The 15,229-nt window shown below is 54.9% G+C and carries 10 protein-coding genes; 5 read left to right on the top strand and 5 right to left on the bottom strand.

What is annotated here, in order from left to right:
* The first annotated feature begins 39 nt into the window (after positions 1-39).
* Positions 40-645, top strand: coding sequence for a hypothetical protein (locus tag OHL19_RS15755; protein ID WP_263358676.1), 606 nt, complete (start codon positions 40-42; stop codon positions 643-645).
* A gap of 112 nt (positions 646-757) precedes the next feature.
* On the opposite strand, the gene ahcY is transcribed toward OHL19_RS15755, so the two are convergent.
* Complete coding sequence (gene ahcY / locus OHL19_RS15760; RefSeq protein ID WP_263358677.1) at positions 758-2,188, bottom strand: adenosylhomocysteinase; 1,431 nt, start codon at positions 2,186-2,188, stop codon at positions 758-760.
* 69 nt (positions 2,189-2,257) lie between these two features.
* Between ahcY and OHL19_RS15765 the strand changes: the two genes are divergently transcribed.
* Positions 2,258-3,181 carry an ArsR/SmtB family transcription factor gene (locus tag OHL19_RS15765; RefSeq protein WP_263358678.1) on the top strand — a complete coding sequence of 308 codons (924 nt, stop codon included), beginning with the start codon at positions 2,258-2,260 and terminating at the stop codon, positions 3,179-3,181.
* A 61-nt stretch (positions 3,182-3,242) separates the two neighbouring features.
* Here the strand turns inward: OHL19_RS15765 and gatB are convergent, their stop codons facing one another.
* Both gatB and OHL19_RS15775 read right to left on the bottom strand, forming a co-directional pair.
* The gene (gene gatB / locus OHL19_RS15770) at positions 3,243-4,721 is read right to left on the bottom strand and encodes an Asp-tRNA(Asn)/Glu-tRNA(Gln) amidotransferase subunit GatB (RefSeq protein ID WP_263358679.1); all 1,479 of its coding nucleotides are present in this window, start codon (positions 4,719-4,721) and stop codon (positions 3,243-3,245) included.
* Positions 4,722-4,770: 49 nt separating this feature from the next.
* Positions 4,771-5,739: a VOC family protein gene (locus OHL19_RS15775; RefSeq protein ID WP_263358680.1), complete on the bottom strand. Its 969-nt coding sequence runs from the start codon at positions 5,737-5,739 to the stop codon at positions 4,771-4,773.
* A 165-nt stretch (positions 5,740-5,904) separates the two neighbouring features.
* Between OHL19_RS15775 and OHL19_RS15780 the strand changes: the two genes are divergently transcribed.
* Positions 5,905-7,392 (top strand): M20/M25/M40 family metallo-hydrolase, encoded by a 1,488-nt coding sequence (locus tag OHL19_RS15780; RefSeq protein ID WP_263358681.1) that lies wholly within the window; start codon positions 5,905-5,907, stop codon positions 7,390-7,392.
* Between the two features lie 90 nt (positions 7,393-7,482).
* On the opposite strand, the gene OHL19_RS15785 is transcribed toward OHL19_RS15780, so the two are convergent.
* Entirely contained in the window at positions 7,483-8,667 is a 1,185-nt protein-coding gene (locus OHL19_RS15785) for a glycine C-acetyltransferase (protein WP_263358682.1), read from the bottom strand.
* A gap of 24 nt (positions 8,668-8,691) precedes the next feature.
* Positions 8,692-9,723, bottom strand: coding sequence for an L-threonine 3-dehydrogenase (gene tdh / locus OHL19_RS15790; protein ID WP_263358683.1), 1,032 nt, complete (start codon positions 9,721-9,723; stop codon positions 8,692-8,694).
* A gap of 127 nt (positions 9,724-9,850) precedes the next feature.
* Between tdh and mfd the strand changes: the two genes are divergently transcribed.
* Both mfd and OHL19_RS15800 read left to right on the top strand, forming a co-directional pair.
* Positions 9,851-13,444 (top strand): transcription-repair coupling factor, encoded by a 3,594-nt coding sequence (gene mfd / locus OHL19_RS15795; protein ID WP_263358684.1) that lies wholly within the window; start codon positions 9,851-9,853, stop codon positions 13,442-13,444.
* Positions 13,445-13,471: 27 nt separating this feature from the next.
* Positions 13,472-15,226 carry a DUF885 domain-containing protein gene (locus OHL19_RS15800; RefSeq protein WP_263358685.1) on the top strand — a complete coding sequence of 585 codons (1,755 nt, stop codon included), beginning with the start codon at positions 13,472-13,474 and terminating at the stop codon, positions 15,224-15,226.
* Positions 15,227-15,229 lie beyond the last annotated feature (3 nt).

Raw genomic sequence — 15,229 nt, forward strand, 5'->3', positions numbered from 1 at the left:
CCTGCCCAAAACCTGTGTCTAAGGCTATAGGGGTTACTTATGAAGTTGCGTCTAAAGGTTTCCTTCTGCGTTCTTGCCCTTGCGATTTTGATGAGCGCCGAACGGTCTGTCTATGGCCAATCTGCTCAATCCGCTCAGATCGTTCCAGAAACGAGCGAAGCACTCAGCAAGCTGGCAGACGAGCCCGCTGCCCATACCGGATTTGTCTTCGATCGTTCCATGTTGCAAGCCGCACGCTTTCTTCTGCAAGCTCAGGGAATGGCTCCCGAACGTGCATCAGCCGCATTGTCCAGCATCAGCTATGACAATTACCGCTACGCCCAGCCAGCCAATTATGCGCCGCAGACCATGGCCTCGATCATCGCCGCCTACCGGGCTGCTGGATGGAAGCATCTCGTCGATGCCCATGGCAGTATTCACGACGATGGTGGTCAACGCCGTGGCTCCATCACGGATCTATGGCTGCACTTTACCGGGTCGGACATCGACGGCATCACCGTTCTGGCGCGAGGAGTACGCGATATGAATCTAGTCCAGGTCACGTGCGATCTTCGCCCGCTTGATTTAGTCCACTTCAGCGGCCACTTCGGAATCCCCAAAGTCGATCCCAACGCCCTCATGGTTCCAGACCCCAAAGAGCATTAATATTGCCCATTAATATTGCCCACTGATTCTGGTATCAGGCACGGCGTTTGCCGCAAAAAAACAAAAGCCCCGGAGCGATCCGGGGCTTTTATGGTGAGACTTTGATGACTGTTTAGTAGCGATAGTGATCCGACTTATACGGCCCATCGACGGATACACCAAGATACTCCGCCTGCTTCGGCGTGAGCGTGGTCAACTTGACGCCGATCTTCTGCAGATGCAGACGAGCAACTTCTTCGTCGAGCTTCTTGGGCAGCACGTAGACGCCGATTTTGTAGGTGTCCTTATTGGCCCATAGATCGAGCTGTGCCAGCGTCTGGTTGGCAAAGCTGTTGCTCATTACAAAGCTCGGATGGCCTGTCGCGCAACCCAGGTTCACCAGGCGCCCCTCTGCCAGCACGAAGATGCTGTTGCCGGTCGGGAACGTGTACTGATCGACCTGGGGCTTGATGTTGAGCTTGACTACGCCGGGAGCTTCGTTCAGTAAGTCGATCTGGATCTCATTGTCGAAGTGGCCAATGTTGCAGACGATCGCCTGATCCTTCATCCGCTTCATGTCCTCAAGCGTGATGATGTCCAGGTTGCCGGTGCAGGTGACGTAGATGTCGCCGCGGCCCAGTGTCTCTTCAAGCGTGGTAACTTCGTATCCTTCCATCGCCGCCTGCAAAGCATTGATGGGGTCAACTTCGGTCACAATGACGCGTGCGCCAAGGCCGCGGAGCGAAGCCGCAGAGCCCTTGCCCACATCGCCGTAGCCGCAAACAACGGCGACTTTGCCTGCAACCATGACATCGGTAGCGCGCTTGATACCGTCCACCAGCGATTCGCGGCAACCGTAAAGATTGTCGAACTTGGACTTGGTGACCGAGTCATTGACATTGATAGCCGGGATAAGCAGCTTGCCTTCTTCCAGCATCTTGTAAAGCCGGTGCACGCCCGTCGTTGTCTCTTCTGAAACGCCGCGCCACGCCTTGACGACATTGTGCCAGTGCTGTGGATCCTCGGCAAAAACCTTCTTCAGCAAATCCTTGATGACCTGCTCTTCATGGCTTGACGAAGGACCATCGACCCATTTGTCGCCATTCTCAAGCTCATAGCCCTTGTGGATCAGCAGTGTGACATCGCCGCCGTCGTCCACGACGAGCTCCGGGCCTTTGCCGCCCTTGTGATTCAGTGCCTGGTAGGTGCACCACCAGTATTCTTCAAGGCTCTCGCCCTTCCATGCAAAGACCGGAACGCCGGTAGCAGCAATGGCTGCGGCTGCGTGATCCTGTGTGGAGAAGATGTTGCAGCTTGCCCAGCGGACATCCGCACCCAGGCTGGTCAACGTCTCGATCAGCACCGCGGTCTGGATGGTCATGTGCAGCGACCCGGTGATACGCACGCCAGCCAGCGGCTTCTGCGCGGAATACTTGTTGCGAATCGACATCAGGCCCGGCATCTCATGCTCGGCGATGTTTAGTTCTTTGCGGCCCCAATCGGCCAGGGACATATCGGCTACCTTGTAGTCCGTGCCCGCGATTTCGAGCGTTGACGTTGCCATTCAAATCTCCTTATCACTCTGACATATATCGCCGCATCGTGATATGTTGATATGTATCAGATTTCAGCTATGGCGTCAATTGTCAAAATCCTCCGCGTTGTAGCCGACCCCAATCGGCTGCGCATCCTCCTGCTCCTGCGCGGCGAGGAGCTTTCCGTAGCCGAGTTGCAGGAGGTTTTGGCTATGGGCCAGAGCACCATCTCCACTCACCTATCGCAGTTGAAACAGGCGGGTCTGGTTGAGGACAGGCGCACCGGCAAGAGCAATCTCTATCGGGTAAAAAGCAACGGCGCCGAGAATATTCTCACAGGCCTCCTGAAGATGGCGCAGCAGGAAATTCCCGAGTCTGGAAAAGATCAGGAAGCCATGCGGCGCGTCGTGAAAAAACGACAGGATAAGATGCGCAGCTTCTTCGACAGCGTGGCCGGGCGCATGGGCCGGGATTACGTTCCCGGCAAGTCATGGAAAGGCGTTGCCGAAGCGCTCCTGCGATTGATACCTCCCATGGTCATCGCAGACATCGGAGCAGGCGAAGGAGCATTCGCGCTTTTACTGGCCCAGCGAGCCACAAAAGTTATTGCCGTCGATACTTCGGCGAAGATGATTGAGGTCGGCAGCGATAAGGTCTTGCGTCACGGCGTAAAAAATGTGGAGTATCTCCTGGGAGATATGGAAGAGCTTCCAATCGAGGACGCGATCGTAGACCTGGTCTTCTTTTCGCAATCGTTGCATCATGCCCTGCATCCTGAGCGAGCCATCGATGAAGCATGGCGAATACTCAAACCAGGAGGCCGCATCGTGATCCTCGATCTCGTACAGCATCGCTTTGAAGAAGCGCGCGAAATATACGCAGACGAGTGGCTGGGCTTCGGCGAATCGGAACTCGAATCCATGCTGGAAAAGTCAGGTTTTAAAGGCGTGCAAACATCCGTGGTTCACAAAGAACCGGAGCCGCCGCAGTTCCAGACACTGCTTGCAGTCGGCGACAGATAACTCCCATTCGGCCAGGCATCAATAAAAATCTGTGCAATTCGTAAATCGCCTGGCCGAAGCTTTAAGCGTCGAGTTTCTTGGTCACCAGTTCATTCAGCAGTGCTGGATTTGCCTGACCCTTTGATGCGCGCATCACCTGGCCGACAAAGAACGCGGCGACCGTCTTTTTACCGCCACGATACTGCTCCAACTGCTTGGGATTGGCAGCAATCACTTCGTCAATCATGGCCTCGATGGCGCTTGAATCCGTGATCTGCTGCGGTTTTTCGCGCTCATAGACTGCCGCGAAATCCTCATTCTTTTCAAAGCAGATGTCGAAGAGCTGCTTGAGCTGCTTGGAGCTGATCTTTCCCTCTTCGAGCAGCTCCGCTGCCAGCACTACTCCTCGCAGCGAAACAGGGGATTTGTCCAGCTCGATTCCTGCAGCTTTGAGACGTCCGCCCAGCTCGCTGAGCAGTACATTCGCAACGCGGCGTGGACTCTTCGCCGTGCGTGCCACTGCCTCGAACTGATCGGCAAACGAGCGCTCCGCTGTGAGTGTATGCGCATCCTGCGAAGTCAGTTCATACTCGGCAATCATGCGTTTGCGGCGTGCTTCGGGCAACTCCGGCATTGTCGCGGCAATCTCTGCCTTCCATGCATCGGAGACGACCAACGGAGGCAGATCCGGCTCGGGAAAATAACGATAGTCGTGCGCCTGTTCCTTCGAACGCATGGAATACGTGCGTCCCTCGGCTGCATTCCACAGGCGCGTCTCCTGCGCAACCCGGCCACCGGATTCGATGACCTCGATCTGGCGCTCGATCTCATACTCCAGCGCCGCGCGGATGTAGCGGAAGCTGTTGACATTCTTGACTTCAGCCTTGGTGCCAAACTTGGGCGCGCCCTTGAGACGCACACTCACATTCGCATCGCAGCGCAGCGAACCCTCTTCCATGTTGCAGTCGGAGACACCCGTATACAGCAGAATTTCCTTGAGCCTGGTCAGATACTCGAAGGCCTCATCCGGCGTACGCAGATCAGGCTCGGAGACAATCTCCACCAGCGGCGTTCCACAGCGATTGAGGTCAACATAAGTCCGAGTTGCGGAGTCGGCAAAGCCATCATGAATGCTCTTGCCCGCATCCTCTTCCATGTGCGCGCGCGTCACGCCAATACGCTTAATGCTGCCGTCAGCAGTAGGCACATCGATCCAGCCATTCTCCGCGATAGGCTTGTCGAACTGGGAGATCTGATAACCCTTGGGCGAGTCGGGATAGAAGTAGTTCTTACGCGCAAATATCGATCGCTCGCGAATCTCACAGTTGATAGCCAGGCCGGCAAGCGTGGCAAACTCAACCGCTCGGCGGTTCAACACCGGTAACGCGCCCGGCAAGCCAAGGCAGACAGGGCAGACATTGGTGTTTGGGGCCGAACCATAATGGTTGGCGCAGCCGCAAAAGGCCTTGGTTTCCGTGAGCAGTTGCACATGGACTTCAAGGCCGATGACGGGCTCGTATTTGGCTAAAATTTCCGGGCTCAATGCCGCGATCGCGCTCATGGTTGACTTTAATTTTAGCAGCGCAGATCGAGTTAAGCGGCCGGTCGAACTACTCCGGCCTGGGGTCTTCCGCCGTGAACTCAGAGCAGCATGGCTTTTCGACTGCCTTGAACTCCATCAACTCCAGCCGAATGCCATCCGGATCGTAGAGATTGAACTGGTACTTGCCGTCTCTGCCAATCTGCGGATGCTTATCCGTGCGCCCAGTCAGGCGATTCTCTGCCGTGAGCTTCTTATAGCTTTCCGGGACCGAGACCACGCCAATCGAGAGATGATCCAGCACGCCCAGCGTCTGCAGAGACATACCGGCAGGGATACCGCTGTCGGAGGCTGAACCAGTCAGCATGTACTCCAGCCAGTCATGGCTATCCGGTGTCTGCTGCGAAACCCAATCGAGCTTATCCTGCTGCATACCGCCATACCAGTAGGGACGGAAGCCGAGCAGGCCCTTGTAGAACTTGTCTTCCGCCTCTCTCGAATGCACCATGATGCCGAGATGAATGATGTGATGGCCGATCACATGCACCGCCTCTGGCGACTTAGCCGCAGGTGAAAGCTGCACGAACTCCACCACGTTACCCTCCGGGTCCTGCACGCGAAACGCCTTGCTGCCATCGGAGAAGTGTTTTACAGACGGCGGCGTCTGCCAGCCATTGTCCTTGAGATAAAGCCGCAGCCCCTCGGCATTTTCCGTATTGTAGGCGGTGTGGTCGAGACGATTCACGCCCACGTTTGCAGGTAGCGGAAGCACCTCGACAAACTGTGTTGCATTAATTGCGTATCTCACTCCATGCGGATTTTCAGGATCAGGCTCGCGAACCGCGCCAATAATCTCGGCATAATAATGATCCGTGGCCTTCATGTCCGAGGCGTAAACCGACAGATGTGAGATGCCCGTGATCTTCGGGCGAGGATGGGCTCCGCTTTTCGCAGAGGTCTGGGCCACGCACGAGATGGTCATGAGTACACCGCAACCAAAAGCAGCAATGGACACCGAGGCAGCAAGCTTTAAACGCATGAAAAACTCCTTTAGAAATCCGCAGATACCATAGGTTCTTTGACCCAACGGTTGCAACTGATTTCTCAAAACATAATACGCCTCTTCGATTGAAGTAAAAGCCTTTACCTTCGCGCCTGTATTATTCGTCGACGCCTGTTCCCCCACGGGAAGTACAATCCCTCCATGCAGATTCAAAGCCTCCGCAAACTCGTTGCGCTTGTAGCAATCACCGTTGTGGGAGCTGCTCAGGCTGTCCGTGCGCAGGCTCCTGCAATCGCACCGTCTTCTCCAGCAGATGCAGATCATGCCCAGGCCCAAACCCAGACCCAGGCATTGGCCAAAGAAATCTTCAAGCAGCTCATCGAGATCAATACCACTGACACGCCACTCGGCAACGTCACCACCGGTACAACTGCGATGCAAAAGCGATTTCTGGATGCAGGCTTTTCTCCGGAAGACGTACACCTGCTTGGGCCGAACGAGCGTAAACAAAATCTCGTCGTTCGCATTCGAGGAACAGGCAAAGAAAAGCCCGTGCTTTTTCTTTGCCACATGGATGTAGTCGAGGCATTGCCCTCCGACTGGCACACCGATCCCTTCAAATTTGTCGAGAAAGACGGCTACTACTACGGCCGCGGCACGCAGGACATGAAAGAGTCGGACGCCGCCCTGGTGGCGACATTTCTACGCCTGCATCATGAAGGTTACAAGCCGCAGCGTGACCTCATTCTGGCGCTCACAGCAGATGAAGAGAGTGGTCGCTCCAATGGCGCAAGCTGGCTCGTGCAAAATCATCGCGACCTCGTGGATGCCGCCTTCGTAATCAATCCCGATTCAGGCGGCATCGAACTCGATCACGGCAAGCCTGTGACGGCGGATGTTGAGGCGACAGAAAAGGTCTATGCCGACTTCCAGGTGACCGCTACCAACCCTGGCGGACACAGCTCGCGCCCGCGTCCCGACAACGCCATCTACGAATTGACGGCCGCTCTCAACAAGCTTGCCGCCTACAGTTTTCCATTTGAATTGAACGGCGTAACGCGCGCTTACTTCGACGCATTGACGAAGAAAGAAAGTGGCGAAACGACAGCCGATATTCGTGCGATCCTCGCCACTCCACCGGACATGGCTGCTGTCGCCCGCCTATCGACAGAGCCAGATTTCAACTCCAACTTTCGCACCACCTGCGTCGCCACTCGGCTTGCGGCAGGTCACGCAAACAACGCACTCCCGCAAACCGCACAAGCTAACGTGAACTGCCGCATCTTCCCCGGGCACTCGCCGGAGCAGATTCGCCAGCAGCTAGTCCAGCTTTTTGACGATTCGAAACTGAGCGTCAAATATATCTCCGATGTTACCGACATGCCGATGGATACCGCTCCCGAGCGTAAAGCCATCGTTCCTCCTCCACCATTGCCGGAAGTCTTCGGTCCACTTACCGCATTGGTTCAGCAGATATGGCCAGGTACGCCCGTGACGGCCGTCATGGAAAACGGCGCCTCGGACAGCATTTATTTTGCCCAGGCAGGTATCCCCAGCTATGGCTTTTCCGCGATAGCTCTTGAACGTGGCGACGATCGCGCTCACGGACAGGATGAGCGTCTTCCCATCGATTCGTACATCAAGTCCGTTGATTTCTTTTATGCCTACACAAAGGCACTCGGGAAATAGCCGACGCAAAAATATGAGGCGAACTCCTGATCGGAAAAATTCGATCCGAAGAGTTCGCCTCATGTTGTATTTCTATTCTTGTTGTACGAGCTAAATGCCCAGCTCCTGCTTGGCTTCCGCAAAAGATTTGACTGCAAACTCTAGCTCGGCCCGTGTATGCGCTGCGGAGATTTGTGTACGAATGCGAGCCTTGCCCATCGGCACAACCGGATACGAAAACGCGACGACATAGACGCCCTTTGTCAGCAGCAACTCCGCCATGCGAGCAGCAATAATAGCGTCGCCGAACATGACCGGCACAATCGGATGCTCGCCCGCAAGAATCGTAAAGCCAGCAGCAATCATTGCCTCGCGGAAGTAAGTAGTGTTCGCGCGCAATTGTTCACGCAACTCTGTCGATTCGCTTACCAGATCCAGAACCTTCAGCGATGCTGCCACAATGGGCGGCGCAACCGAATTAGAAAACAAGTATGGCCGCGACCGCTGCCGCAGTAGCTGAATGATTTCTTTGCGGCCACTCGTGTAGCCACCGCTGGCTCCGCCAAGCGCTTTGCCCAGCGTTCCGGTAAGAATGTCGATACGGCCTTCAACCCCGCAGAGTTCAGGCGTTCCGCGGCCATTTTTACCGGTGAATCCCACTGCATGCGAATCATCCACCATCACCAGCGCATCGTACTTGTCTGCAAGATCGCAGATCTGCTGCAGCTTGGCAATATATCCATCCATGGAGAAAACGCCATCCGTAGCGATCAGCCGATGCCGTGCGCCACTCGCCTCTTTTAGCTTGGCTTCGAGGTCTTCCATATCGCCGTTGCGATAGCGAAACTTCGTTGCCTTGCATAAGCGAATACCGTCGATGATGCTCGCGTGATTCAACTCATCCGAGATAATCGCATCCTGCGCATCGAAGAGTGTTTCAAACAGCCCGCCATTGGCATCGAAACACGATCCATAAAGGATCGTGTCGTCCATGCCGAGAAAGCTGCTCAGGCGATCTTCGAGATGCTTGTGAATTGACTGCGTACCGCAGATAAACCGCACGCTGGCCAGCCCATAACCCCAGTCGTCCAACGCTTCGTGCGCCGCCGCGATGATGGAAGGATTATTCGCAAGACCGAGATAGTTATTCGCGCAGAGATTCAGCACCGAGCTACCGTTGGCAACAGTAATCTCTGCCTGCTGCGGTCCGGAGATGATGCGTTCCCGTTTGAACAGACCTGCGGATTCAATCTCGCTCAATCGTGTCTGTAGATGCTTCTCAAAACTTCCGTACATACGTTCTCCTGTTTGGCCGATAGATCAAAGATTCGTGAGATCCAGCACAACCTTGCCCGTCTGACCTGAAATCATCGCAGCGAAGCCCTTTTCATAATCCTCGAACGCATATCGATGCGTAATCACAGGAGAAATGTCCAGCCCTGACTCAATCATCACCGACATCTTGTACCACGTGTCATACATCTCACGGCCATAGATTCCCTTGATGGTGATCATGTTAAAGATCACCTGACGCCAATCCATCGGCAGTTCCTTAGCTGGTATGCCGAGGATCGCAATCTTGCCGCCGTGGCTCATATTCGCGATCATGTCTTCAAGCGCCAGTCCGTTGCCAGACATCTCAAGGCCTACATCAAAGCCCTCAAGCATTCCAAGCTGCTGCTGCACATCCTTGAGCGAAGTCTCACTCGGATTGATCGCCAGCGTTGCGCCCATTTTGCGAGCCAGGTCAAGTCGGTAAGGATTCATATCGGTAACCACAATATGCCGCGCGCCCGCATGACGAACGACAGGAATCGCCATGATTCCAATCGGCCCAGCACCGGTGATCAGCACATCTTCGCCAAGCACAGGGAAAGAAAGCGCCGTGTGAACCGCATTGCCAAACGGATCGAAGATCGCCGCAATCTCCTGGCTGATGCCCGGATGATGCCGCCAGATATTGGTCATCGGTAAAGAAATATATTTGGCAAATGCGCCGGGGCGATTGACACCCACGCCCTGCGTATTCGCGCAGAGATGCCTGCGTCCAGCCATGCAATTACGGCAGCGTCCGCAGACGACATGACCCTCACCGCTCACGATGTCGCCAGGGTAGAAGTCGTTCACGTTCGCCCCGACCTCAACCACCTCGCCGACAAATTCATGACCGATAGCCATCGGCACATTGATGGTTTTCTGCGCCCAGTCATCCCACTGATAAATATGTACGTCCGTGCCGCAGATGCCCGCATAGCGCACGCGAATCAGCACATCGTTAATCCCAATACTTGGCTCCGGAATATCTTCCAGCCATAATCCCTGCGCTGCCTGGCTCTTTACCAGTGCCTTCATAACCAGCCTCCATTGACTGAACTGCCAACTTTTCAACTTTAAGGCATTGGGCAACACTCGTCGAATTCGCGCCCCTTATGCGCCGTTTATCTAACATTCTTAATAGGCTGTTAAACTTGAAAATAAGATGATCCTCCCGTTCGTCCGCGAAATCCTCGCGGAGCTGGAGAAAACCACCGCTTTCGATCGCGTACGCAGGCACCTCAGCCTTGCTACGGGGCGCAGACGTGTCTCTGGACTAACCGCTACCGCTAGAGCCTTGTATATCCCGCTCTTCGCGCGCGTTGCCAAAGAGCCGGTGATTGTCGTCGTGCCGGATAACAAGGCCGCAGAGGCTCTGCAACTTGCCTTGCGCTCTGGCTGCGAACTCACCGGAGCCATCGACCCCAAGCGCGTACTTCGCCTGCCTGCACACGATGTCTTGCCGTTTGAAAATCTGTCGCCTCACCCCGACATCCAGGAGCAGCGCGCGGCCGTCTTGTGGAAGTTTGTCACCGGAGCTGCTTCCATCGTCGTCGTACCTGTAGAGGCGCTCGCCATGCGCCTATTTCCTCGCAGCTACTACACCGGCCTGGCCCTTAAGCTAGAGCGCGGGGAAGAGGTCGACATCGACATGTTGATTGATCACCTGGCGAGCGTCGGCTATTCGCAGGTGGACCTCGTAGAGATGCCCGGTCAGTTCGCACGTCGCGGTGGTATTTTGGACGTGTACTCCCCCGAGGCGGACCGTCCCATTCGCGTAGATTTCTTCGGCGATGAGATCGAGTCGATTCGCAAATTTGATCCGGAAACACAACGCTCCGCCTCCTCGCTGGAAGACGCGCTTCTGCTTCCGTTAACAGAGACGCCAGCAACGGAAAAGCTCCTCTCCGCCGTTCACGCGCGTCTCAGCCGACAGCGGGTAAGCGATCAGGATGCAACAGACGACTCCGGCTTTGGCGAAGATTCAGTAGGCCAACTGATCGCCGCCCAGGGAGTGACGATCTTCCCCGGCTGGGAGTTCTTCGCCGTCGTCGATGGAGCCGACACACACCTGCTGAAACTGTTGCCTCGTTGCTCGCTCTTTGTCGAAGAGCCAGCGATGGTGCGCAACCAGATAGATCGTTGGTGGAACAAGGTCGAGCAGCGCCATGATCGATCCGGCATTGGATCTCTGATTCGGCCTGAAGATATCTATCTGAGGCCGGAGATTCTTCAGGCCATGCTTGCCTCGCACCCTGGTTTGGATCTCGATCAACTTGGTGCCGTCGATATTCTTGATGAAGACACAACGCTGGGTGAGGTTGAATTTGCGACACGCCCAACGCTTCGCTTTCATGGATCGATTCCCGCTTTCGTTGAGCAGGTACGCACGCTCGTTGCGCAGGAGCAGCGTATCCTGCTGGCCGCGCCCAATCAGCCGGAGGTCGAACGGCTCGCAACTGTTCTTCGCGAGTATCAACTGCCCTATCGGCTGGGCAGCCGCAATCCGCATGTAGGCAGCGAAAATTTGTATGACGAAACAAGTCATCTCGCCGGGGACATGCGCGTACCCGTTATCGTCCGTGCACAATTTGCTGCAGGAGTCAGTTGCCCTGGCGAAAACTTCATTCTCTTCGGAGCAAATGATCTATCCGACGATGCCGATGTGACTGCGCGCACCGAGCCGCGCAAATCAAAGACTGCTGCCTTCGTTTCGGATTTTCGCGATCTTACTATCGGCGATTATGTCGTGCATGTCGAGCATGGCATTGGCCGTTACATGGGCCTCAAAGAGATCGAGCAGGACGGTCTGACAGTTGAATTCATGATTCTTGAATTCGCCGACCAGGCACGCCTGTATGTCCCGTTGACGCGACTCGATCTCATTCAAAAGTATCGTTCGACCGACGCCGGACCAGCGCCGGTACTGAACAAACTTGGCTCGCAGCAATGGACCAAGACCAAAGCACGCGTTAAGAAAGCCATGGCCGATATGGCCGATGAGCTGCTTAAGCTATACGCCGAGCGCGAGGCTGCCAAGGGTCATGCATTCAATGTTGATAACGAGTTTCAACTCGAATTTGAAGAAGCCTTCGACTACACCGAGACGGATGATCAGTTAAACGCAATTGCAGATATCAAGCGCGACATGGAATCTACGCGTCCCATGGATCGCCTGCTCTGCGGCGACGTCGGTTACGGCAAAACAGAAGTGGCGATGCGCGCCGCATTCAAGGCTGTGCAGGATGGCAAACAAGTCGCCGTGCTGACGCCCACAACCATCCTCGCCTTTCAGCATTTCGAGACATTCAAGAAGCGCTTCTCGCAGTTCCCAATCAACGTCGAAATGATCTCCCGCTTCCGCACTCCCAAAGAGCAGAAGATTATTCTGGAGCGCGCTGAAAACGGAAAAGTAGACATACTTGTTGGCACACATAGACTGCTTTCAAAAGACATCAAGTTTCAGGATTTAGGTTTGCTGATCGTCGACGAAGAGCAACGCTTCGGTGTACGCCACAAAGAGCGGTTGAAGCAGATGCGCAGAGCGATCGACGTGCTTGCCATGAGCGCCACGCCCATTCCGCGTACATTGCACATGTCCCTCATTGGGCTACGCGATATGAGCGTGATTGAGACTCCGCCAAAAGACCGTATGGCGATCCAGACTGTCGTTGCGAAGTTCGACGAAAAGCTGGTACGCGCAGCCATTGAGTTGGAGTTGGAGCGTGGTGGCCAGGTCTACTTCGTCCACAATCGCGTTGAAAGCATCTATGAAATCGCCGCCAAAATTCATGAGCTTGTGCCTGCCGCAAAAGTAACTGTAGGTCATGGCCAGATGAGTGAAGGCGAGCTGGAAAAAGTCATGCTCGCTTTTGTGCATCACCAATATGACGTTCTCGTTGCAACGTCAATCATTGAGAATGGCCTCGACATTTCGCTTGCCAATACGATCCTTATCAATCGCGCGGACAGGCACGGTCTAAGTGAGTTGTATCAACTACGCGGACGCGTCGGTCGCTCCAATCGCCGTGCGTATGCCTACTTGCTGATTCCTCCAGAGCAAGAGCTCACCGAGATTGCGCGACGCAGACTCGCCGCACTCAAGGAGTTCAGTGACCTTGGCGCAGGCTTCAAAATCGCCGCACTCGATCTCGAACTACGCGGTGCCGGCAACATGCTCGGCGGGGAACAGAGCGGTCATATCGAGGCCATTGGCTTCGAGCTTTACACCACGATGCTTGAGCAGGCAGTGAAGGAACTCAAGGGTGAAGGCGATGACGCACGCGCCGCTACGCAACTCAATCTCGGCATCGCCCTCCGCATTGAAGAGAACTACGTGCCTGAAGAAAATCAACGCCTGCGTCTCTACAAGAAGATTGCCGGTGCTGCAACGGATGAGGCTCTCGAAGATGTCCGCGCTGAGCTGCTCGATCGCTACGGAGTGCTTCCAGATCACACTGCCCATCTGCTCGCTGCCGCAAGTCTGCGCATTGCCTGCGAACGCATCGGCGTCGCGCAACTTGATCGTAAGCGCGATCTGCTGCACCTCCGGTTTACAGAAAAGGCAGCCGTTGATCCGGCGCGGCTGATGCGTCTCGTTGCGAAAAACGCCCGCAAGGGCGCACAATTCACGCCACAAGGAATATTGAAGTATCCTTTGTCTGCAACGACAGCTATGATTGCCCACGACCCAATGGAACTCATGCTTGAAGCGCGAGTATTGCTCGACAATATTCAGCTTGAGGCAGTTTCAGCCTGATTGAATGCTGCATCCAGAGAGAGATCCATGAAGACAGCCATCGCACTCTGCATTCTCGGAGCATCGACCTTGCAACCTATCTCAAGCCTCGCCGCGACGCATGACTGGAAGCAGACGTTTGTGAAGACTTCCGATGCCTACTTCGATGAACTCTACTTTCCCTACCAGCCAACGTTCGGCACGCTCAGCGGTTATCACCAATACGATACAAAGCTCGAAGACTATTCTCGCAAAAGTATCGATGCGGAGATTGCGGCCCTGCACGGTTTCGAGCAGCGTGTAGCGGCTATTCCCTCAGACACCTTAGATCAGACCACGCGCGCAGATCGCGAACTGGTGCTCTCCTCCATCCATTCCGAATTGCTGATGCTTGAGGTTGTTCGCCCATGGGAGAAAAATCCCGACAACTATTCCAGCTCTATCTCCAACGCAGCTTTTTCGCTGATGGAACGCAAATTCGCTTCACCAGAAGACAGGCTTCGTTCACTCATAGCGCGTGAAAAGCAAATGCCCAGAACCTTGGCCGATGCCCGCGTAAACCTGAAGAATCCGCCACGCATCTATACCGAGATCGCGGTTGAACAACTCCCGGGGATCGTTAGCTTCTTCCAGCATGACGTGCCTACTGCGTTTACGGATGTGAAGGATGCGGCACTCAATGCCGAGTTCGCCACAACCAACGCCGCTGTTATCTCCGCGCTCAACGAGTATCTCGGCTGGTTGAAGACCGATCTGCTTCCCCGCTCCAATGGCGACTTTCGTATCGGTGCGGAGACCTTCCAGAAAAAACTCGCGTACGACGAAATGGTCGATACACCGCTCGATAAACTGCTTGCGATTGGGAATGCGGACCTGCACAAAAACAAGGCAGAATTCAATCGCATCGCCAAAGAGCTGGAGCCCGACAAGGATCCACGCGCAGTGCTTGAAGAGTTAGGGCAAAATCATCCCGCTCCGGATAAATTGCTGCAGAGTTTCCGTGACACATTTGGCGAGCTGATTCACTTCATCAAGCAAAACAACATCGTTACGATCCCATCCGATGTACGCCCGATTCTCGAAGAAACGCCGCCATTTATGCGGGCGACAACGTTTGCCTCGATGGATACGCCGGGCCCATTTGAGCAACACGCAACGGAAGCTTATTTCAACGTAACGTTGCCCGACCCTTCCATGACCCCGGCGGAGGTCGAGGGTTATATGCATGCGTTCAACGTTGGAACCGTCATCAGCACGGCAGTGCATGAGGCATACCCTGGCCACTATGTGCAGTTCCTCTGGGTACCCACTGCGCCGAGTCGCGTACGCAAGTTACTGGGCGCAAATTCCAATGCAGAGGGATGGGCTCATTACTGCGAACAAATGATGCTCGATGAAGGTTACGGTCAGCCCGGTGCCGGTGCGAAGACGGAGCGTGAAGCAAAGTTCCTGCGGCTGGGACAATTGCAGGATGCACTGCTGCGCGATTCGCGTTTTGTTGTAGGGATCCAGATGCACACCGGCTCAATGAGCTTCGATCAGGCAGTCGACTTCTTTGTCAACGAAGGCTATCAATCGCACGAAACAGGCGTTGTGGAGACCAAGCGCGGAACCTCCGATCCGACTTATCTTTACTACACCCTGGGCAAGCTGGAAATACTCAAGCTGAGGGAGGATATGCGCAAGAAGCAAGGCACTTCCTTTTCTCTGCAAAAGTTCCACGACGCATTTCTCGGCCAGGGATTTCCACCGATCAAGATCGTTCGTCAAGCCATGCTCGGAGACGATTCTCCTACGCTTTAATCC

It is taken from the genome of Acidicapsa ligni (assembly GCF_025685655.1).
Taxonomy (GTDB): domain Bacteria; phylum Acidobacteriota; class Terriglobia; order Terriglobales; family Acidobacteriaceae; genus Acidicapsa; species Acidicapsa ligni.

Coding starts and splice junctions, on each gene's coding strand:
- OHL19_RS15755 (WP_263358676.1), top strand. CDS start 40: ATGAAGTTGCGTCTAAAGGTTTCCTTCTGCGTTCTTGCCCTTGCGATT.
- ahcY (WP_263358677.1), bottom strand. CDS start 2,188: ATGGCAACGTCAACGCTCGAAATCGCGGGCACGGACTACAAGGTAGCC.
- OHL19_RS15765 (WP_263358678.1), top strand. CDS start 2,258: ATGGCGTCAATTGTCAAAATCCTCCGCGTTGTAGCCGACCCCAATCGG.
- gatB (WP_263358679.1), bottom strand. CDS start 4,721: ATGAGCGCGATCGCGGCATTGAGCCCGGAAATTTTAGCCAAATACGAG.
- OHL19_RS15775 (WP_263358680.1), bottom strand. CDS start 5,739: ATGCGTTTAAAGCTTGCTGCCTCGGTGTCCATTGCTGCTTTTGGTTGC.
- OHL19_RS15780 (WP_263358681.1), top strand. CDS start 5,905: ATGCAGATTCAAAGCCTCCGCAAACTCGTTGCGCTTGTAGCAATCACC.
- OHL19_RS15785 (WP_263358682.1), bottom strand. CDS start 8,667: ATGTACGGAAGTTTTGAGAAGCATCTACAGACACGATTGAGCGAGATT.
- tdh (WP_263358683.1), bottom strand. CDS start 9,723: ATGAAGGCACTGGTAAAGAGCCAGGCAGCGCAGGGATTATGGCTGGAA.
- mfd (WP_263358684.1), top strand. CDS start 9,851: ATGATCCTCCCGTTCGTCCGCGAAATCCTCGCGGAGCTGGAGAAAACC.
- OHL19_RS15800 (WP_263358685.1), top strand. CDS start 13,472: ATGAAGACAGCCATCGCACTCTGCATTCTCGGAGCATCGACCTTGCAA.